The organism is Vibrio crassostreae (assembly GCF_041439375.1).
Classification (GTDB): Bacteria; Pseudomonadota; Gammaproteobacteria; order Enterobacterales; family Vibrionaceae; genus Vibrio; species Vibrio crassostreae_D.
This window is the reverse complement of record NZ_JBGONY010000033.1, coordinates 20,273-40,094: the sequence shown is the minus strand read 5'-3', so window position 1 is coordinate 40,094 and position 19,822 is coordinate 20,273. Positions and strand designations below refer to the sequence as shown.

Genomic DNA, 19,822 nt, shown 5'->3' with positions numbered 1-19,822 from the left:
TGCAATCTCTCTAAGTACGTAGTGAAAATGAAGGATGAGACTGTTACTTCGAGTCTATTTTTAAAAACGGACAGAAGATCTCACAATTAAATCTGATGCTACTGATACACATCCAAAAGCTGCTGAAATTTTAGGTCAATAACCAAGTAAGTCGCAGCATACATAACGCCAAAGATGACAGTACTGACGCCAAGAATTAACTTAGGGGAAATAACCCGTTTGAGCGGTTTTTTTAAGTACTTCGCCTTTAAGTTAACTAACGTTACTTTTTCCTGCTCAGCTAAACGCTCGTCTCTAACTAAGCGATAGATAGTATTTCCTATCTCTGAAAGCTTTTCGTTGCCACGCTCTTCTCGACCATACTTGCCTTGGAACCCTAGCTGCAGCAACAAATAGAGGAATTCTATTACGTGTCTATATTTTCGAGGGTCAGCTTTTAAGCGCTCTAAGATGGTGAAGAACTTGTCGCCACCCGATGTTTCGTTATGAAACTCAGACAACAAACTATTTGTACTCCAATGACTGTTCGCCCCCCACTCTTGTCGACATACAGATTCGTCTATCGCAGCACATAAGCAATAGCGTATGACCAATATTGATGCTCGATCCAACTCCATTTCATTGAGCTTTCGCTCACCTTTGCGAATTTCTCGTGCAACTTGTTCTCTAAAAGGGCCAGGGTCGTCCAACCAAGGAATCGAAGACATGCATGAGAGACTGGCGATTAACCAAGTAAACTGATCGACCAAAGGATTAACACCCATACTCTCAACATTTAGGTCTCTTACCGCAATATTTCTAGATAAATCAGGTGCAGGCATAACCTCCATTGGCTTGCCTGGCTCTGGTTGAAATAGTACTACTGTGACATCGTTTTCGGCGTAACTCATAGGCGTACAGCCCAAAGCTGTAGTGACAAGTTCGCGAAGTCACCTGCAATATGGACAGCGATGGCAGCTGTGTTATTCAATGCATTCCATTCGTCACTCGCTTTATCGAGCTCAAAATAGGTATAACCTGCATGATAAGGCAACGCTCGAGGTACCACTGGCATTGGTTTCATTTCAATGCCCGGCAATTGTAAGTTAATTAGATCGCGAATATTGTCGATCGAACCAATCTTAGTTTGGCTCACAAATTGTGTATGTAAAATATCAAGCGGTACGTCTGCTTTAACAGCAAGAATAAACGTCGTAGATTCGACAATTTTACTGTCTGGAATTGCTGCTGTTCGAATTCCGTAGCTTTGCTCTCTCAATGTTAGAGGTATTGCGCGTTGCTCTGACATCACACTGAGTGTCATTTTCGCGCTATCAAGTGTCCGAGATAAACAATCAGTAAGTTGGCTATGGTTATATTTGGTGAACTCTTGTGGTCTGCGAGATGCAGAACACAATGTGGATAATTCACCCTCAGCTTGTAATAGGATTCGGTAAAACGACTCTGGGTGAACACCCTCTACGCTTGCAAAATGCCAGAACAACGGTTCGTAGCGATTTAAGGCTTGTAACAACATAAAGTCAGCAACAGATGATACGCCCTGTTGGTCAACCACCCCCAAACGCTGAACTATAGATTCTGCTCTATGTTTGAGCATTGACGCGAATTCAGTCGCGAACTTGCTTAAAACGGTAGAAGCATGAATATCAATACACGTCGGGATATAGTTCTCATCCAAAATGATGCTTCCGTCGGGCTTCACTTCGGAAATTTTTAAAATGGGTATCGATGTATAAGCACTCTTATCTTCGTGGTCGTACATTAAGAAGAAGTTAAGTTTACCCACCACAATACTTGCCATATCTTCTGATTCATAACATGCATCGACGGCTTCTTGGGTCTCCATGTTATAACGAGCACCGTCACCATTACCTCCAAAGAGTTCCGAACGCTCTGATGGTAGTGGGCAACATAAGTACACCACTTTATCCGCAATAGATGGGTCAACATCTCTTACTTCTGGAAGTTCAGCAAGAAGCGGTAAATCAAATGGCGTGCGGTCTTGTAATATACCTTCTGCTCGTGTGATTCCGATTTTTCCTAATGCCAATAGCTCAGTATTAATCTCAATTTTTTTTACTCCCCAATGTAATGGAGAGCTATTAGAGCTAAGCATGTTAGATAACTTACTTTGAGATCGGTCTAGTTGTTGGAAATGTTGAGGCTTCATGAACATACCATCTTGCCAAACAACTGGATTATATAAAGACATTCGTCAGTTCCTTAAAAATACGTCTGTTCAATACCACGAGTATTGTTCGAAGATAATTCGCTACCCTCAAGTTTTAGTCTGAGGAAGTACTCACTTTTTTCTTCGATCACTTCGACCTTCCGCCAAGATGAGCCATTGATATCGCGGAATGCGACAGAAAAACCCAATGCTCTAGTTGTTGGGTCTAACTCTAGAATCTCGTGCAACTTGTCTCCTGGTTGCAGCTGATATTCGTACCGTTTAATGTATTCATCCCCCAAGGAGGCCTTATCATTTTCGAACAAAGCGAAGAAGTCCAAACTACGGAACATAACTGGAGACGTTAGTTCGTGAACTCTCAGAATAACTGGGGACGATTGACCTTGGTCACGAACATTGAGGTGTTCTGAAGCTTCGATAACAAGTTCAATCGAAGAAGTGTCTGGAGTAATCCCTGAGGACTCTTTGAACTGCTCCCACATAGAACAACCTGATAATAGAAACAAGGTAATGGGGATTATAAGTTTACGCATGATCAGCTTTTGCAACCTTATTGTATCTGTCTTTCATCAACGCTTTAAAAGTTGACTCATTGAATTGTCTAGTACTTTGCTCATAATGTTCACTGTACTTTTTCCACAACTTTGATTTACTAAGGAAGCGTGTCTCTTGGCTTAAAGTGTTTGCAAACTGCTGAGGATCATTCGCTTTTAGTTGCTCCAATACCAAATCGTTAATTGCCTTCGCATATAAGGTATCGTGCTCGCTAAGTTCATCCAATATCTGCTCAATGAGTTCGTTAGGAGCTAACAAGTTTTGACTGTTTAGAGTTAGCATTAACGTAGTCAAACTGAGATCATTTTGAGTAAACGAATTTTCATCCGTAAGCTCTTCAACGCCCTGCAAGTTTTTGTACAGATTATCGATACACAATCGCAAACAAGCGCCCATTTGTTTGAAAAATAACGCATCATGATTGGAATCTGTTTCTATATCTGCCCCTAGCCCTTCGAAAAACGCATGTGTTACGTTATCAGATGATGCCTTACTCAACGCAATACTGTTCTGAGTTTTACCTTCGTTTTCCATCGGTGACTCTTGAGGCTCAATATGTGGGACAAACTCTTGGGTCACCTCTTCCCATTTATGACTTTGTATATTGGCATTACTAGAAGCATTCACGGGCTGCGACTCAGGAGCTAAAATATTATGCTCAGGAGCTGAAATATCATGCTTAGCAGCAATAGAGCGCTCAACTCGTTCTTCAGATTTTCCTTGAAAACCTTCATCACGACCTAAGCCTACATTACGAGTAGGTTTTACAAGACTTGGGCTTTCTTCTTCAATAGCGAGACTATGATGGTTGACCGCGGCCGGCACTTCGTCATCTAATCCCATCCAATCTTCAGGAATTAAATTAGGAAGGTCAAACTCAGAATGAATACTCAAGCTATCATCAACTACTTGCCTCTGAGGTTCTATTGATGCGTTGACAACGCCTTCATCACTGCCCTCGTCCCTTACAAGGTAATCGTCGTCCCTTTGCATTGAAAACTTTAAGTGTTCGACAGGATCGTGACTATCTACGCCATCAGGTTTTGTTTCCATGAAAAGGTCTTCAAGTGTTCCAGGTTCTACTTCCTCTTCAACAACTGACTCTTCTAAGTTCATTAAAGGATCTGTTGAGTCTCTTTCTGGTGCGATTTCAGACGCAATATCGTACGATGTTGTTATTAGTTCTAGCGAAATACTTACTTCATATTGACCGAGAGAAACTCTGTCACCATCGCACAACGAAACTGGTTGATTCTTTAGGATCTTATTACCATTAACCAATGTGCCATTTGTACTCACATCACTAATGTAATAAGTCTCTCCATATATACTCAATAGACAGTGCGTACCAGATATGAATCGGTTGTGATCCGTTAAAGTCACTGTACAACCTGCTTCTCGCCCTAAAGACCCACCTTCTTCAGGCATCTCGATACTTTTAGCTCCAACATATTCTTCAGGGCACTTCGAGATCACCAAAACCAATTGATTTATACGCATGAACAGCCTTTAAAACAGAAGAGAAACACTAAACTCGACACCACCTAGACCCTCGTTATAAAAAGGTAAGATGTATGAAGCTTGCGGGATTATTTGTAAATGAGCGTCTGGGTTACTTCCTAATTTGATCACACTACCAAAAGTAACAACAGCGCCAGCTTCAAATTGATCGATATCTTCAAGTTGTTCGCCGTAACGAAAGCCTTGGTCGTCAACTTTCCAACGGTTTGAGTATTGCGAGTAACCTAAAGACAAGCCAGCACCTATATAAGGTGTGAACACCGACCAGCTACCTAAAGCATACTGAGGCACAATACGAAGTTCGTAATTGGTTACCTCGTTATACACGCCATTCTTTGGAGCTTCGATGTCGTCTTCAGCCAAATAATTAAAACCTAACCACCAACGCCATCGGTTGTTACTTTCATCAATTGGACGTGTATGGACGAACCCGTAACGCAGAGCATCTACTTGGCCACTCGGTCCTTCTTCATATTCTATAGTGTCTATGCTCAGCATATTTACTGAGCCACCATATCTTTCCCCCTTCGCGATCGCGATGGACGAAAAAAGACACATTGTGGATATTAGACCGATTTGACTTAGGTTTCGCATGCTTCCCTCTGAGTTCATCCATATATTAACGAGATGCGCAAGATAGCAAGTATTATGTCTTTTACAATAAGGAGACGGTCAAACCCGCCATTTACGACATTATAACTAGCAAAAAAAACGATATATCTACAAGAAAATGCATTACGAATAATTACAAATAAAATTCATTTATAAAATCAAAACTATCAATAATTGAAAAATCAAACGACCAGCAATCATCTAAAGCAAGAAGATTGTTCAATACAAGAAAATTAGCATTTACAAAATTCAAAAAACCTAACATGCCACTTTTTTATCTTTAAGCTGTAGCATAATCATTTCCAGCATTTTTCTAATTTAGTGTTAGTTAATATTTATGTAATCATTGATAAGAGTAATCATTGATCAATAAAACACCACACACAGGAATAGTTAGGTTCATATTATTTTTCCCAACAAAGACCATAAACGAGACTTTCATCACTGATAACTTTATAAAGCTCAGTCGTAAATTGTTACGTTTTTTGATCTTTTTGTGAATAAGGTCACATAGTGCTGAAATTCAGAACTTTCAAATCTTTTAACATTCAAATTATTCTGTTTGACTATAGAATCCTTGAAAAAATATAAATATAAAAACAAGCGAGGCTAAATTTATTAGTTATCGCTAAATTTCGATTTCGTTATATATACAGTTGGATATCAAGATTATGTTCTCCTCAGATTTCACAAGACGGCCTATTGACGAAGAAAAGCCTAGCGGAACTAACCCAAACGCATTAGATGATTTTACAGAGATAAAACGTCAAATTAATAACCTTAATAAGGTGACAGGGAGAGTATCTTGGAAAAAGGTTCAGTCTCTTTCAAAAACGATACTTTCGAAAAACAGCAAAGATTTCCGTTGTAGTTGCTACTTTACTGTCGCAGCAACACATAATGATGGCTTAAAAGGTTTAGCTGAAGGACTCAGTTCTATTCTGGACTTATGCGTCGTTTATTGGTTTACCGCATATCCAGAAGTTACAAAATCAAACGCAAGGATTGGGGCGATAGACTGGATGGTTGAACACACAGAAAAACGAATAAAGTCGATTAAAACAAACCCCGACGACGTACTGCTGATCGAAACTTGCCATCGCTTATGTATGAGAATTGAAGAAGAACTAAGACTACATTACGGTATAAAAGCACCTTCATTAGGTGGGGTACGTCGAATCTTAAAGCAATGGGTTGATGAACATAAAGAGACCGAAGCAAACCTGCGCGAAGCAGAGAATCAACGAAAGTACCGAGCTCCAGAAGAAAATAAACAACCAACACCAGTGGCTCAACCATCAACCATTAAAATTGATGTGTCAAATAAGCAATCTGCAACAACATCGAAAGTCGACGATAAAACACCCTCTAATTATTTAGTCGTCTACCTGTTAGCCGGATTTCTTGCTTTAGCATTGTCCTCTCACTTCTTTTATAAGCAATACCAACTAAATGATCTGACTAAACAAATCATCACATCTGATATCTCACAACTTAATGAAATAGCACATTCATTAAGATATGAATATGCTCCTATTTCTCAAGATGTTAGACCTAATGTCGTAAACCAATTAGACACACTAATGAAAGGTTGGGTTGCCGATCCAATCAAAGTGTATCAGATCGATATTTTAGACCGATTGACGCTTGATTTGACCAAGCTATATCCGGACTCGTCTTCTATTCTACGATTACGCCAAGAGTTCACCAATGAACAAGAAAAGTTAAACACAGATTACGCCCAACTTCACCGACGCTTTTCTAACGCCAGGACTGTATTTGCGAATGTAATTAGAGGAAGTGAAAGTAAAAAGACAGCACGAGCTTATGAGTACAGTAACTCTCTTTTTCCATTGATTGGCCGCATTGAATATGCAGAAAAAGAACAACAACAAAAAGAACTACAGAAATCTCTTCGGATACTGAACGTCTATTTACACAAAATAAAAACCTTAGAATCAGATCTGTCAGCAAATAAACCGTAAAACTCATAAAACCGTCTTAAGACTCGGTATTACAACAAACTCAAAACAACGAAATAGGCTTATGTTAAAACACAAACTAATGAGGAACCCTGTTGTTATATCAACGGCCATTTTCCTCTTTCTTGCTGCTACGATCGCTGCAATCTATATCCTTTGGCTAGATATAACAGACAAGTTTTACCTATGGATTGCTTTAGGTGCTATAACAATTTTCTATTCGTTGTTTCAGGTAACGTTGTGGCTAAAAAAGAAAAACAACACTAAAGCCCTAAAGCTGGAAACAGAAGAAGAAGCATTAGCCATGGTCATCCGTCCGCTTCTTTCTGGTTCCAATAAAAAGCCAATCTATTTAATGATTGGCAATAAATACGCGGGTCGAACTCAGTTTCTACTTAACTCCAGTGCAATCAAGCCAATGGATCAGACTCGTACTGCAAAGAATGATTTTTTCGAATGGTATGAGTCAGACTCCGCCGTGTATATCAAACCGGATCAACGCCTATTGTTTCAAGAAGTATCAAGTAACGATAGCGCTCTGTGGAACACATTTGTAGATGAGGTCATTAAACACAAACCTAGAAAGCCATTTTCTGGTTGTCTTTTCTTTATCGATTTTGAATTTTTAATCGTTTCTGAATCAGAGCAAATTGACTATACATTAACTGCTCTGAATCATCGATTAGAGTCAGTAAGTGACAAAACATCATCGGCAATTCCTCTTTATCTAATGATGTCTAAACTCGATAAACTAGAAGGCTTTAAGGAATACATACACTTTAGTTCTTTAAAGACCTCGGTTGAATTTCTATCAATTCCATTAAAGGAAGCTAAAGGTGTATTTGTTGAGTACTACCATGATAGCTTCCGTAATTTAGTAAAAGTAATGGAGAGCAATGCGTTAGATTCGTCGTCTCACTCTAATGACGTTAACGAGAAGCAAGCCATATTAGCATTCCCTAAACAATTCGAATTGTGTCAGTCTGAAATTGCTTCTGTGATAGAACGACTTTCAGAACTCAATACTGGGTCTTATTCTCTTGATATCCGTGAAGTGTTTTTTATATCGAATATCCAAGGTGGTAGAAAATACAACCTATTAGCTAAGAGTTGCAGCAACTACTTTAACTTGCCGATCATTGCGTCGGAACATACTCAGTTAACAGAAACGCCCTATTTTACGCGTTTCTTAATGGACTCTCAGATCCTGCCTGAATCTGATTTCGCAGGTGAAAACAAGACTTACCTTAGGATGATCCAGAGGCAGAGCCGTCTAGCCGTTGCAGCTTCCATTATTTTACTAGGTAGTGGTACTTACCTGTTTTCAACGACTTTAGATGACAACCTGAGAGTGATTAGTCAGCTTATTGGTATAGATGATTCACAATCGTCTTACCCAAAAGGCAATTCTTTTGAAAGTTCTCTTTCAAGTGCGATCCAAACTGTACAACCATCTTATCAAGCATGGCTTAGTGGCTCACAAGCGCTAGATAATGAACTTATGAATATGAATGTAAGTCGTCTCGATGAAAGTACGAAAATCGCTTATAACGCCCTCATAATGCAAATTAGAAACCACTTAATGCCAGTAATTGAGCAAGGTTATCGTTTGCAACTAACACAAAATCAAGACAACGTTAATAATGCACTGCCTTTACTAAAAGGTTACTTAATGTTGAATGATCCTACAAAACGCGAGATAAAATTTCTACGTCAGCAAACGATGTCAACGCTCCAAAAGCTCAGTGATCAACCAGACACGATCACGACAGTGATGAAATATTTGGACGCATATTTCCGCACTGATTTTGAACCTGTATCGATCAACATGAATATGGTGCGTGCGACAAGACGTTCTCTACTCTCTAGTTCAAATGTAGATCTTGTGTACGCCAGCTTGTTACAACAAGCAGGTGACATTGATTTAGGCACTTTGAATTTACAGCGAGCAGTCGGTTTCAACTTTAATAATGTCTTCAACGACAACTTGGATCCTCAACGATTAGAAATCGATAAAGTTTACACATCTACAGGCTTCAGTACGTTTTACCGCCCCCGCGTCGATTTAATGTCGCAACAAGTCATCACCGACAACTGGGTATTGGGTTTGTCAAACCACGTAATCCCAACAGACAAAGAACAAGAGACATTCAAGAAGCAAGTAAGAAAAAAATATACGGATGACTACATCAGTTATTGGCGAAATGCTTTAAGCGAACTAAAAGTAAAGCGTTATAACAATATAGGGGAGATTACTAACGCCATTGATCTGATCTCTGGCCCATCTTCTCCGATGACAACGGTTCTAAAACAAGTTTATACAAACACGCAGTTTTCACCGATCGGTCAACAAGGAGCATTAATGGCTCAAGTTAACCCTAAACTTGCGGGTGCCGTAAAAGCAGCACCAGAACTCGTTGAAGAAGTTGTAAAGCCTGACTACTTATTAATGAAAAGAGTTGAACAAGCTTTCCACATCTTGAATCAATTGCAAATTAACGAAACCCCAAACTCCCCTACACCATGGGATGAAACGATAACTGCACTGAGCAGAGTTCGTACGTATATGAAAGATATAGCAGACGCACCGGACCCTCAAATGGCAGCGTTGTCTGCAGCACAACACCGGATGAGTAGTACGGATGCCGATCCTCTGATTCGTTTAAAACAAATTGCACAAAAATCTCCTGAGCCAGTAAGAAGTTGGCTTTTAGACGTAGTTAACCAGAGCTGGTCCGTGATGATTTCTGAATCATCAAAAGGAATACAGACTCTTTGGTATAGTGAGATCTATTCTAAGTTCAAAGAGTTAGGTTTAGGAAGGTACCCTTTTGATCTAAGTGCAACAGAAGAAATTTCGATCGAAGACTTTGAGCTGCTTTTCGCATCGGGAGGCTTGCTTGATGCATTTATCGATAAAAATTTCGCTCCTTTTTATGACACAAACCTATGGACGCCAAAACAAGTAGAAGGTGAAATTATGCCTCTCTCACCAGAACTGCTTGTTCAGTTACGAAATTACAATGTCATCAAAGATACACTAATCAACAAGAGTACAAACCGTTTGTACCTTCCATTTAGTGCGAAGGTACTTGATCTTGATTCTAGTGCGATCAGAGCAAGCTTAAAAATAGCGGACTCAAATATCAACTATTACCATGGTCCCAGCAGAATTCGCGAACTTGAGTGGCCTCCTCAAAATGGAGATTTCAATATCAGTATAACAATTCAAGATGTAACAGACGAAGGTAAACAACATGTACTAAGCAAGAATGGTCAATGGGCTATCTATCGGTTATTTGGTGACTCAACGTTAACAAATACCCATAACGGTAGCTTCGTGAGTGATATAAAAGTATCAGGCAGAGATCTGAGCTTGCGAATCACTCCTTTGACTCAGAAAAACCCGTTTACGTTAGCGGAGCTGTATAACTTCACTCTACCCGAAGCTATATAATAAAAATACAAATACAAATACAAATACAAATACAATAATAATTCAGAAAAGGCAGAACACATGATGTCCAACATTAGTTTACAAGGCTTAGACAAACTAGATCGTAAAATTCTTTCGAATCTACTCTCCAATGGGCGAGAATCGATTGCTAATCTTTCTCGCAACATCGGCTTGTCGCGAACAGCGGTCGCTGAACGCATCAACAGGCTTGAAAAGACCGGTATTATCAAAGGGTATACGGCACAAATAAGAGTAGAAAATGACGGGAGAAAAGCGGCCAGTTATTTGCTAATTTCTTGTGAAAAAGGTAAGAAAAATGATGTAAGTAATGCATTAAAAGAACTACCTGAAGTCAGACTTACAAGCATTGTTGGGGGGACCTACGACATTATTTCTTTGATTGAAGCTCCTGATCTGCAATCAATACACCATTTATGTAATGAGATAGAGTCTTTCAATGGCATTCGCTCTCTCAATACAACAGTAGTGCTACACCAGCCAATCAGTCGTTAAAAATAAAGCCGCTCTTATGAGCGGCTTTTTTAAATGCCTCCAATTACTCTAATCTTCGCATCTTTCGTACCTGCTTGACCCAACCAAAAAGTTTGCCCCAAACTCGTCCCATCACCTTGACCGAGTTGGTTCTTTGGAACTGAGTCTAAATCAACGGTTAGCTTTAAATCCCAAGACATGGGGTCACGAAGAATAAAACGCATCAACCCCACTAAAGTTTTATGGAAATCTCCTCCATAGGAGAACTTTCGGAACGTCTCGAAATCAATGTTATCAATACAAAGATTAAACTTACCGTTTAGATCTGGGATGCTCTTACCTAAATGTAAATTTGAACCCAAAATACAATTCGTTCTATTTAATTGATTCCTTTGGCATTCGGCAATTTTTACTCTTCGAAAGACCCACTCTTCGATTCGAACACTTGGTAATGAAAAATAGTGCGCAACAATGCCAGAAATCAGTTTCGGAGAGCGTGTCCTGGTAGATAGCTGATTGACGTAAGACAAAATCTTTGCACGATCAAGCCCGATCGTATCGGACTCTTGAATAACATTAGACAACCCTGCTAGGTGCAGCATACGCCCAGAAAAGTCATCTGTTGCATCGCTTTGATACTGAACATGATAACGGTACTTTTTCCAAACACGATAGATTAAACTGGTATATCTATTATGGAAGAAATCAAAGAAGTCTCTAACTGGATTATCATCATCATCTCTACCTACTAATTTTTCTGTATAGTTCGCGGGCAAAGGTGAACTTGAACCGTGTAATCCTAAAAAGTTAGTTTCAATTCTCGAATAGTGCTCACCAGACCTTTCCATATGACTGATGAATTCCATATCACTTTTGGGGAAACAGAGGTTTGGTGAGACACTAAACGCAATTCTCTCTTGATAAAAATATTTGTTTTCACCAACCGCTACAAAATCACTGCCCGGTAATAGTTGGTAGTGCTTCTCTAACAACAAAACTGCTTGAAAAAAGCTAAATTCGTTTATTTTTTCTGATAATTCATCAATCATAAGATTGTTTGCTGTCCAGTTAAACTTGCCCATTGGTAGCTTTCGCCACTGCGTTCATCGTAGACTTCTAACTCTGTAAATGAGTTAACACTCGAATATAAGCGTATGAACTCATTCAATACATTTGCCATCAAAAACATGTCCCCTTCATTGACAAAAAAACTAGAGTTCATCTTAAGCTTAAATTGATTACCACGAACGGATACCCCTCTAAACACTCTATCGATAGGTTTCATTTCTGATGAGATAATGCCGTCAAGCCTGTGCAACGAAGCCCTATGAGCCTGCCTATCCACTCTAGAATGGAAGTCATATGTAGACAGTAAAACCTTGAGTACATCAATATTAGAGAGCGATAGATAATTCAATGACATATTAGCAATCAGTTGCCATTGGAGTTCGCCATTCACTTGCGGGCTAACAGATTGCGTAGGTTTAGTAATATTACTAAACGTGGCGTAAGTTGGAGATTTATGTGTGGTATATATGATGTCTCCTACAGACAATCTTTCAGACAAATCTGCATTACTGCACAATAACTTCATCAAAACCGTTTCGGTTCCTAGGTCTGCAATATCCCCATTGTGGGTATGAAAAGATATATAACGCTCAAGCCCTCTTCCACTCACTCGCTCTGAAACTTTTGACTTGTAGAAATCACGTTTATCTCTTTGATTTATTTGGTGTTCAAAGGACTCAAATTCAATAAGAGGTTTTCGTCGCCTTTCATTTTTGCTCCAACTTTCTACTTGGTTTATTGAATAAACTTCGTAGTGGTCCTGGTTGTCACTCTGTGGCCGAACTTTATACTCATTGCGACGATGTTCAAGCCGAATTGGATCACCATCTTTTTTGAATAGATTCACAGCTGGCGTACAATGTAGCCTTAAGTGCTTATCTTTCAGAACAACTTCGGCAGGTAATGCTCTCTTAAAATGGAATTTAAGGTTCACGGTACTTCTTTGTGGTATCCCTTTTAGCCAATCGAGACCCGTAATATCAAAAAACATAAATTTGTCTGGCAAAGAAAAATATTCTTGCAACAAACGATAACCTGCAAATGAATTGTCGCTATATGGCAGTATCGCTTCGTCGTCTTGGTACCCAACCGGTTTAACAAATTCAGGTCCAAGTTTACGTTTATACCCACCGCCCACGTCTAACTCGACGTAGTCTAAATATCTAAATATCCATAAGAAAAGAATTCTAGTTATATGGATCTCACCATGTAAATGAAACCTTAATTTGTCTAACCCGATACGAGATAACTCTAGCCCATGTTCAGTCGCAAGTGTCACATCAACAGATGAGCTTGTTCGACTGTTGCTTTGGTCAATGCTTGTGATTTTTAAGGGGAAAAGCTCTACGTCATAGCAGGTTCTGAATAAACATTGCGTACCTTCCACTTGTTCACTAGCCATCTCAGCCCCACGCTTCACCACTGTTTTTTCAGTGACACTTCCGGAGTGTGGCGTTAGTTCGCTAATGCATAACGAAGGAATCGAGCGCATGTAATGTGGCCACAACAGCGTCATTAACGACTGAGTGAGCTCTGGGAGTTCATCATCAATCTTTTCTCTAATACGGCCAGTAAGAAACGCAAAACCTTCAAGAAGACGTTCTACATCAGGATCGAATGTTCCTTCAGACAAAAAGTTGGTCAGTTTTGGATTGTACTTGGCAAATTCGCTGCCGGATTCTCGTAGATATGTGAGTTCATCTTGAAAGTATTTACTGTTACTCAATGGGCACCTACTAAACGTTAAATTGGCCGTCAGTTCCCATATAGACATCGATAGACATCGGAACTTTTCCACCGTTGTGTAAGACTTCTCCGCATATGCCAAAGCCTAATTGAAGAGGGTTGTTGTGATTTTCTCGGTAATGTACTTCAACACTTCGTAGCCGAGGTTCGAAGCTTTCTATTGTGGAAGTGATGTTCTTTTGGATGTGACGAACTAAATTGGTGTTGTTCGATAGAACATCATTGAAATCAGGTAAGCCATATTCCCCATCGATCATTGCATTACCCGCATGAGTATTAAGCAAATCAGCAAGGTGCAGATGAATGGATTCAATTAAATGCCTGTGTGAAACCACTTTTTCATAACAATTTTTCGGCTCACCAAGTTCAATTCGTTCTAATAATCGGTAACCTTTTTCCATATAACACTCTAAGAAAAAAAGCAGCCAGTAAACCTGGCCGCTTATTTATTTCCAAACTTATTATTGGTCTAGCTTACCAACCAAAGATAAGTCAAAGCTCGCGCCCATGTACTTGAAGTGAGGACGAACAGACATCGATACTTTATACCAACCTGGGTCACCCTCAACGTCAGAAACTTCGACTTTAGCCGCTCGTAACGGTCGACGACCACGAACTTCTGCTGGCGGGTTCTCTTGGTCAGATACGTATTGACGGATCCATTTATTTAGCTCAACTTCCAAATCGGTACGCTCTTTCCAAGAACCAATTTGCTCACGTTGAAGTACTTTAATGTAATGAGCTAAGCGGTTAATAATGAACATGTAAGGTAGCTGAGTACCCAACTTGTAGTTCATCTCAGCTTGCTTGCCTTCAGGTGTATTCGCAAACACTTTTGGTTTTTGAACTGAGTTTGCCGAGAAGAACGCTGCGTTATCAGAACCTTTACGCATTGTTAAAGCCATAAAGCCTTCTTCTGCAAGTTCATACTCACGGCGGTCAGAAACCAGAATTTCGGTTGGGATCTTAGTTTCGATCTGACCCATCGCTTCAAAGTTATAAACCGGTAAATCGGTTACCGCACCACCACTTTGCGGGCCAATAATGTTTGGACACCAGCGATATTTTGCAAACGACTCACTGATCTTTGAAGCCATAGCATAAGCTGAGTTACCCCAAAGGTAATTGTCATGGCTGTCCGTAACCATTTCATCGTAGTCAAACGCCTTAATTGGGTTGTCTTCAACTGAGTATGGCGTACGCAGCATAAAACGTGATGTACACAGCCCAACATAACGTGCGTCTTCGTGCTCACGGAATCCGCGCCACTTAGTATACTGAGGACCTTCAAATACCGACTTTAAGTCTTTTAAGTTTGGTAATTCTTCATAAGAATCTAAACCAAAGAATTGAGAAGATGCAGAAGTAATAAATGGTGCATGAGACATAGCACCTACATTACCCATATATTCCATTAGTTTAATATCAGGCGAAGACGCAGATAGTTGGTAATCACAAATAACGGCACCTACAGGCTTACCACCAAATTGACCGTATTCACGAGTATAAATCTGCTTGTATAAACCTGATTTCACTACTTCAGGAGCATCTTCAAAATCATCCAGAACTTCGTCTTTCTTAGCCGAAATAAGTTCGATTTGAATGTTTTCACGGAAGTCCGTGTGATCAACAAGATATTTAAGACCACGCCATGTTGATTCAATCGCTTGAACTTCTTCGTTGTGAAGAATTGCATCAACCTGTTTAGACAACTTTTGATCAATCTCAGAGATCATCAAATCAACTAAAGACTGGTCTACTTTTTCTACTGTTGAGCTGCTTAATAACTCACCAATGAATGCTTCAACGCCACGCTTTGCAACGTCAAAACCCTCATCACTAGGTTTAAGGCGAGTCTCATTTAAAATGCTATCCAGAAGAGAGCCTGACTCAACTAGAGCTGCTTCTTGTTCTGGTGCTTGTGCTTCTGCCGACATGATCTTCCTTACTCTGCTTTTTCGCCTTGGTCTGCACCAATGCTTAGTTCATCCAAAAGTTTCTTTCTTGCTTCTTCATCTTGAAGAACTGCTGCAATCTTCTTACGGAAAGCAGGTACATTCCCTAGAGGGCCTTTCAATGCAACCAAGGCTTCACGAAGTTCTAGTAAACCATTCAGCTCAGGAACGCTCTTCGCAATCGACTCTGGAGTAAAGTCCTTCATATTTTTGAATGTAATATCAACGCCAATTTGCGCACCTTCTTCATCAGAAAGACGGTTTTCAACATTTGCTTTGATATTCGGTGCGTAACCTTCTAATACTTCGTTAAAGTTATCTTTATCGATATTAATCGGATTACGCTCTTCGATCGGAGTTTCATCTGCACGAGCAGTGAAGTCACCGACAACCATCATACTTAGGGGCAGTTCAACATCATCAGACGCATCACCTGTTGCTGGAACATAACGTATATTAATTCGCTCTTTCGGAGCCACCGAGCCATCACGTGACATAATTAGTCCTTTCTAGTTTATTGCTGGTCATAAATTGTTTCCCATTCGCTATATCTCACAGGTAAAAAATCCTTAGTTCGATATAGTTCCTTTAGAGTTTTTTGAATTAGATTTTCTAAAGAAAAAAACAAATGTGGTTCCCAAATTGATAGATTTAGTTCCTTAGCCACCGCCCAACTTTGTTCCAAGTAAGGCAAGCACAAAGGGTATAAACCAACACTTTGGTAGGCCTTCACTAACTTTAAGTGCAACATGAATTGTCCACGACCGGAGTTATCCAACTCGAGTTTGTTTGACAGTTCAGCCACATATTTACCCAAGTCACCTAGGGCAATATCCTCCATCTCAGATAGATCATCTTCAGCTACAACAATAGTTTGAATTATTGACGACTTACCCGAAGGACAAGCGTTACCTGTAGACAACCAAGTAATCGTTGCTTCATCCGCAAATGGAATAGAATTTTTGAAAGAGAGGTTCTCAATTCCCTCAAAAGAATCGACAAATCTCTTTGTTTCTTGCTTTACAGCCAACGCAGCTTCGTCATACCCAAGATTGTCTAACATTGAATAAACGAAATAATGCCCAGTCAGCCAAAATGGCGCATCAGTAAGTGTTCGCTCTAGACGCTTGATCGTATCGATATCACTTTCTTGATTTGCTTTATCTCGATATTCCGCCTGCTGGTCTGATGACACAGCGAGGCTAAGAGGCGTTAGATTGTCTTTGTGATCAGGTAAACCATCAACGTCGGCCCATGTCAGGTGACGGTAAATCCGATATCCTAAAGGTTCAGTCGGATTTGAATGCACCATGATCTCAGACACTTTTTTTAACGTACGCTTTGATGCAGCCGGAGATGAAAAATCTGTGTCAACGTCTACAGTGCTGTACTCTCGAGGTTTACTTCGTTTCTGATTAGGCGTGGTGTGCGTCTTAGGACTGTCAGCTTCGTGGCTTTGTGGAACGATCGCTTTCTCGGACAGTGCAACAACATCAATGAGCGGTTCGGAATCTGCCAAACTGTGTTCAACCAACGTTTCTTCATTTAAAGATGCGTTCTGCATTAGTTGATTCAAATGACTTTTTAATTCGAAAAAGTCTACATCAGAGTCTTGAAATATCTCGTCAAACTGACGCTGGATACCTTCAGTTAGTGTGATACATCGAGATAGAACTTCCCAGTCAAGGGATTCTGCAGACAATTTAGTCGCGACGAGTTTGAATTGATGATTGAGCCACTCAACAGCCCCATCTCTACCTCTTTTACGTTTAGGGTATAACTCATGACCAAAACGACTGATTGAGTCATTGAGCAAAGATAATCCTTCCTCAAGCCCTATCTCGCCTTTGTCCTCTACCAAAGAACGGATCAGATAACAAAGCGCTTTAAGATCCTTACTATGCTGACTTAGCACTTCAATCGAATGGACTTTTACTATATGCCAGTCAACAGTCTCACCAAATAATGAACCAAATTTTTTCACTTCGGCTTCCATCATTTCATAGCAAAACTCGTACCTAGCATCCTCACCAGTTGGTGAGTGTTCAGATATTGGTGCTAATAGCGTTTCAGTATCGATCAGACTCAAGTTAACCTCTGCTTTCAGAATTGTAATTTCTAATTGCTCGCTCGATTGCTATAGCACCTCGCGCTGGTTTAGATAGTTGATGACTTTTGTCTATAGAATCACTTGCCATACTATTAAGAATTTCCGTTATTTCGCTGAATTTCTTAGGGGCATTAGTCTCTAGATCAGCTAACGAGTCGTGAAGTTTCTGTCGGCCAAATACTGATTGTTCAGTTACAGTACTGAACAAGATAAATTCGCTTCTTGCTACTTTTAGAGCTCTTACTTTAGCTTTCAATTTTGGCGTGTTACCAAAAAATGATTGCGCAGCTTCTGCCTCAAGAATTGCTTTGGTGTAATAATGCTGCTTTGCATTTTTCTCTATCGAGGCATCTATTCCGCTGAGCACTTTTCGCGGTAATACATGACTATAAAAATAGGCTCTTGACTGGTTTACTTTCCAAGCAGTTTCAATATCACTGTCTGCAACATCTGATTTCCCATCTAAGATGAGTTCGACTAAACGCTGTTCTTGATTCCCACCAAAGGCGGCAATATTTTGTGAATTGATGGTCGCCTTATTCAGACTTGCCATCGTTTCCGTCAGCGCTTTATCTGCATAAGGAAATAGAGAGCCGTCACTGTTCAGTTTTTCTCGCAAAACAACGAGATCATACCGGATCGACATCAGAGTTTTAGGAAGTAGATCGACCGCCCCTTCATATTCATTCAAGTCCGATTCATAGTTTTTATACAACTTAGCTAATTTGCTCTGTTGGACTTCATAAGCTTCTCGGTAAGGAGCTGTCGAGACGACATCTTTTTCCATATCTTGTAACGCGAATTCAATTTCCCATGGAGACTGCGCTAAAAAAGACGCGGTTTGTGCAGGTTTAATAGTGCTCACAAGGCTACTTGAACTGCTGGTAGATTTAACAATCGATTTCCATTCAGGCTGACCTTGGTTATATAAATATGTGCCAGTGATAATTACGACACACAGAACCAAACTCGCTTCTAAGTATCGGAGTCGACCACTTTGAATTCTGTCAATAGTTCGATGTTTGGTTAGAACGAGATCAGCATTCCGTAAACTACTAAATAAGGGAGCACTTACATCAGCACCAAATTTTTGGGTATCGATCTTAGCTAGTTGCTGCGCAAACGAAGTCGCTGTATACCTGTGCTGTCGAGGGTTGTTGACAACATCTTTAATTAACTTCCATACATGGTTAGGGATTAAACCTGGTCGTTTTTTTGCTTGTAATTGAGTTGTCCAAGCATCACCAAATGCAGCACCAAGAAATAGATGCCCAGTTAATAACGCCAATGAATAGACGTCATCTTGAGGTTGAGCCACGCCAGACTTTATAAATGCAGGAGACGCATAGCTCATGCTTGCTTCTGCGTAAGTATTAGATTCACCAACATAACGAGCAGCACCAAAGTCGATCAACTTTACATAATCGGACTCTGTAACAATAATGTTTGAAGGTTTAATATCTAAATGGCAGACACCTCTCGTGTGCATAAACTCAAGCGCACCAGATAATTGATATATCAGCCACGCAATATGATCATGCCTAAAACCTTTAGGAGTATGACGAGCCATTTTTTCAGCCAAAGATTCGCCCTGAATCCACTGATACATAAAGTATGGTCGATCGAACTCTTTGCCTATTTTAATGAAATCAGCAACACTCGGATGTTGAGACATCTCAAGACGACTGGCTTCATTAATGATTAATTCATTCGCAAGTTCAGATGAACCTTCATTTAAAACCTTACAGCAAACCTGTTTTTCAGGGTTCCCTTTCTTGGCCAGGTGATAAACAGTCGTTTTGCCATTTTTTGAAGGTAATGTATCTAACACGTCAAATTGGGAGAAAATCACATACTCTAGCTTGGGCTTATTTTTATTAGCCATATTCTGAGCTTGCTGATTTTTCTTTTCGATCGCTTTCACAACCAACTTATCTAGATAACCTTTGGCTGTCCCTTGCTTTTCTGGCACGCTAAACTCTTTATCAAACGAAATAAATTAATGCTGGATAATAATTACTGTCCAATACCCTTTTCAATAGCAGTATTTAAAACGCCCGGTAAGACTATTACTTTAGTTATTATTACTAAATAACGCCGTGTAATAACAAACTCATTGACTAACAACTTTTC

The 19,822-nt window shown here is 39.9% G+C and carries 15 protein-coding genes; 3 read left to right on the top strand and 12 right to left on the bottom strand.

All coding sequences use genetic code 11. The features are described 5' to 3' along the window. Positions 1-98: 98 nt before the first annotated feature. From icmH to ACED45_RS14425, 5 genes are read right to left on the bottom strand one after another with little or no spacing between them, the layout of a single operon-like run. The gene (gene icmH, locus ACED45_RS14445; protein ID WP_017064531.1) at positions 99-890 is read right to left on the bottom strand and encodes a type IVB secretion system protein IcmH/DotU; all 792 of its coding nucleotides are present in this window, start codon (positions 888-890) and stop codon (positions 99-101) included. Next, positions 887-2,212: a type VI secretion system baseplate subunit TssK gene (gene tssK, locus ACED45_RS14440; RefSeq protein ID WP_017064530.1), complete on the bottom strand. Its 1,326-nt coding sequence runs from the start codon at positions 2,210-2,212 to the stop codon at positions 887-889. Before tssK ends, icmH begins: the two co-directional genes overlap by 4 nt. Positions 2,213-2,223: 11 nt before the next feature. Then, positions 2,224-2,724: a type VI secretion system lipoprotein TssJ gene (gene tssJ / locus ACED45_RS14435; RefSeq protein ID WP_371714319.1), complete on the bottom strand. Its 501-nt coding sequence runs from the start codon at positions 2,722-2,724 to the stop codon at positions 2,224-2,226. Further along, a complete protein-coding gene (locus tag ACED45_RS14430; protein ID WP_371714318.1) occupies positions 2,717-4,246 on the bottom strand; it encodes an FHA domain-containing protein in 1,530 nt (509 codons plus the stop codon). Before ACED45_RS14430 ends, tssJ begins: the two co-directional genes overlap by 8 nt. Positions 4,247-4,255: 9 nt before the next feature. Further along, positions 4,256-4,861 carry a hypothetical protein gene (locus tag ACED45_RS14425; RefSeq protein ID WP_136974941.1) on the bottom strand — a complete coding sequence of 202 codons (606 nt, stop codon included), beginning with the start codon at positions 4,859-4,861 and terminating at the stop codon, positions 4,256-4,258. A gap of 689 nt (positions 4,862-5,550) precedes the next feature. On the opposite strand from ACED45_RS14425, the gene ACED45_RS14420 reads away from it, so the two are divergent. The 3 genes from ACED45_RS14420 (at position 5,551) to ACED45_RS14410 (ending at position 10,831) form a co-directional block, all read left to right on the top strand. Then, entirely contained in the window at positions 5,551-6,864 is a 1,314-nt protein-coding gene (locus tag ACED45_RS14420; protein ID WP_371714317.1) for a type VI secretion system ImpA family N-terminal domain-containing protein, read from the top strand. A gap of 61 nt (positions 6,865-6,925) precedes the next feature. Beyond that, entirely contained in the window at positions 6,926-10,318 is a 3,393-nt protein-coding gene (gene tssM / locus ACED45_RS14415) for a type VI secretion system membrane subunit TssM (RefSeq protein WP_371714316.1), read from the top strand. A gap of 60 nt (positions 10,319-10,378) precedes the next feature. Next, positions 10,379-10,831, top strand: coding sequence for an Lrp/AsnC family transcriptional regulator (locus tag ACED45_RS14410; protein WP_017062578.1), 453 nt, complete (start codon positions 10,379-10,381; stop codon positions 10,829-10,831). Positions 10,832-10,860: 29 nt separating this feature from the next. Here the strand turns inward: ACED45_RS14410 and tssG are convergent, their stop codons facing one another. Genes tssG through ACED45_RS14375 form a run of 7 tightly spaced genes read right to left on the bottom strand, consistent with a single transcriptional unit; the run spans position 10,861 to position 19,661 of the window. Further along, entirely contained in the window at positions 10,861-11,859 is a 999-nt protein-coding gene (tssG, locus tag ACED45_RS14405) for a type VI secretion system baseplate subunit TssG (RefSeq protein WP_029235222.1), read from the bottom strand. Next, positions 11,856-13,604 (bottom strand): type VI secretion system baseplate subunit TssF, encoded by a 1,749-nt coding sequence (tssF, locus tag ACED45_RS14400; protein ID WP_371714315.1) that lies wholly within the window; start codon positions 13,602-13,604, stop codon positions 11,856-11,858. Before tssF ends, tssG begins: the two co-directional genes overlap by 4 nt. Positions 13,605-13,614: 10 nt before the next feature. Continuing rightward, positions 13,615-14,025: a type VI secretion system baseplate subunit TssE gene (gene tssE / locus ACED45_RS14395; RefSeq protein WP_017067543.1), complete on the bottom strand. Its 411-nt coding sequence runs from the start codon at positions 14,023-14,025 to the stop codon at positions 13,615-13,617. 60 nt (positions 14,026-14,085) lie between these two features. Beyond that, entirely contained in the window at positions 14,086-15,561 is a 1,476-nt protein-coding gene (gene tssC / locus ACED45_RS14390; protein WP_017062582.1) for a type VI secretion system contractile sheath large subunit, read from the bottom strand. Positions 15,562-15,569: 8 nt separating this feature from the next. Continuing rightward, positions 15,570-16,076, bottom strand: a complete 507-nt coding sequence (tssB, locus tag ACED45_RS14385; RefSeq protein WP_017064520.1) for a type VI secretion system contractile sheath small subunit — start codon at positions 16,074-16,076, stop codon at positions 15,570-15,572. Positions 16,077-16,093: 17 nt separating this feature from the next. Continuing rightward, a complete protein-coding gene (tssA, locus tag ACED45_RS14380; RefSeq protein WP_371714314.1) occupies positions 16,094-17,668 on the bottom strand; it encodes a type VI secretion system protein TssA in 1,575 nt (524 codons plus the stop codon). A gap of 1 nt (position 17,669) precedes the next feature. After that, entirely contained in the window at positions 17,670-19,661 is a 1,992-nt protein-coding gene (locus tag ACED45_RS14375) for a serine/threonine protein kinase (RefSeq protein WP_371714313.1), read from the bottom strand. Positions 19,662-19,822 lie beyond the last annotated feature (161 nt).

Bases quoted from the DNA above. Each gene is read 5' to 3' on its own strand.
- icmH (WP_017064531.1), bottom strand. From the start codon at position 890: ATGAGTTACGCCGAAAACGATGTCACAGTAGTACTATTTCAACCAGAG.
- tssK (WP_017064530.1), bottom strand. From the start codon at position 2,212: ATGTCTTTATATAATCCAGTTGTTTGGCAAGATGGTATGTTCATGAAG.
- tssJ (WP_371714319.1), bottom strand. From the start codon at position 2,724: ATGCGTAAACTTATAATCCCCATTACCTTGTTTCTATTATCAGGTTGT.
- ACED45_RS14430 (WP_371714318.1), bottom strand. From the start codon at position 4,246: ATGCGTATAAATCAATTGGTTTTGGTGATCTCGAAGTGCCCTGAAGAA.
- ACED45_RS14425 (WP_136974941.1), bottom strand. From the start codon at position 4,861: ATGCGAAACCTAAGTCAAATCGGTCTAATATCCACAATGTGTCTTTTT.
- ACED45_RS14420 (WP_371714317.1), top strand. From the start codon at position 5,551: ATGTTCTCCTCAGATTTCACAAGACGGCCTATTGACGAAGAAAAGCCT.
- tssM (WP_371714316.1), top strand. From the start codon at position 6,926: ATGTTAAAACACAAACTAATGAGGAACCCTGTTGTTATATCAACGGCC.
- ACED45_RS14410 (WP_017062578.1), top strand. From the start codon at position 10,379: ATGATGTCCAACATTAGTTTACAAGGCTTAGACAAACTAGATCGTAAA.
- tssG (WP_029235222.1), bottom strand. From the start codon at position 11,859: ATGATTGATGAATTATCAGAAAAAATAAACGAATTTAGCTTTTTTCAA.
- tssE (WP_017067543.1), bottom strand. From the start codon at position 14,025: ATGGAAAAAGGTTACCGATTATTAGAACGAATTGAACTTGGTGAGCCG.
- tssC (WP_017062582.1), bottom strand. From the start codon at position 15,561: ATGTCGGCAGAAGCACAAGCACCAGAACAAGAAGCAGCTCTAGTTGAG.
- tssB (WP_017064520.1), bottom strand. From the start codon at position 16,076: ATGTCACGTGATGGCTCGGTGGCTCCGAAAGAGCGAATTAATATACGT.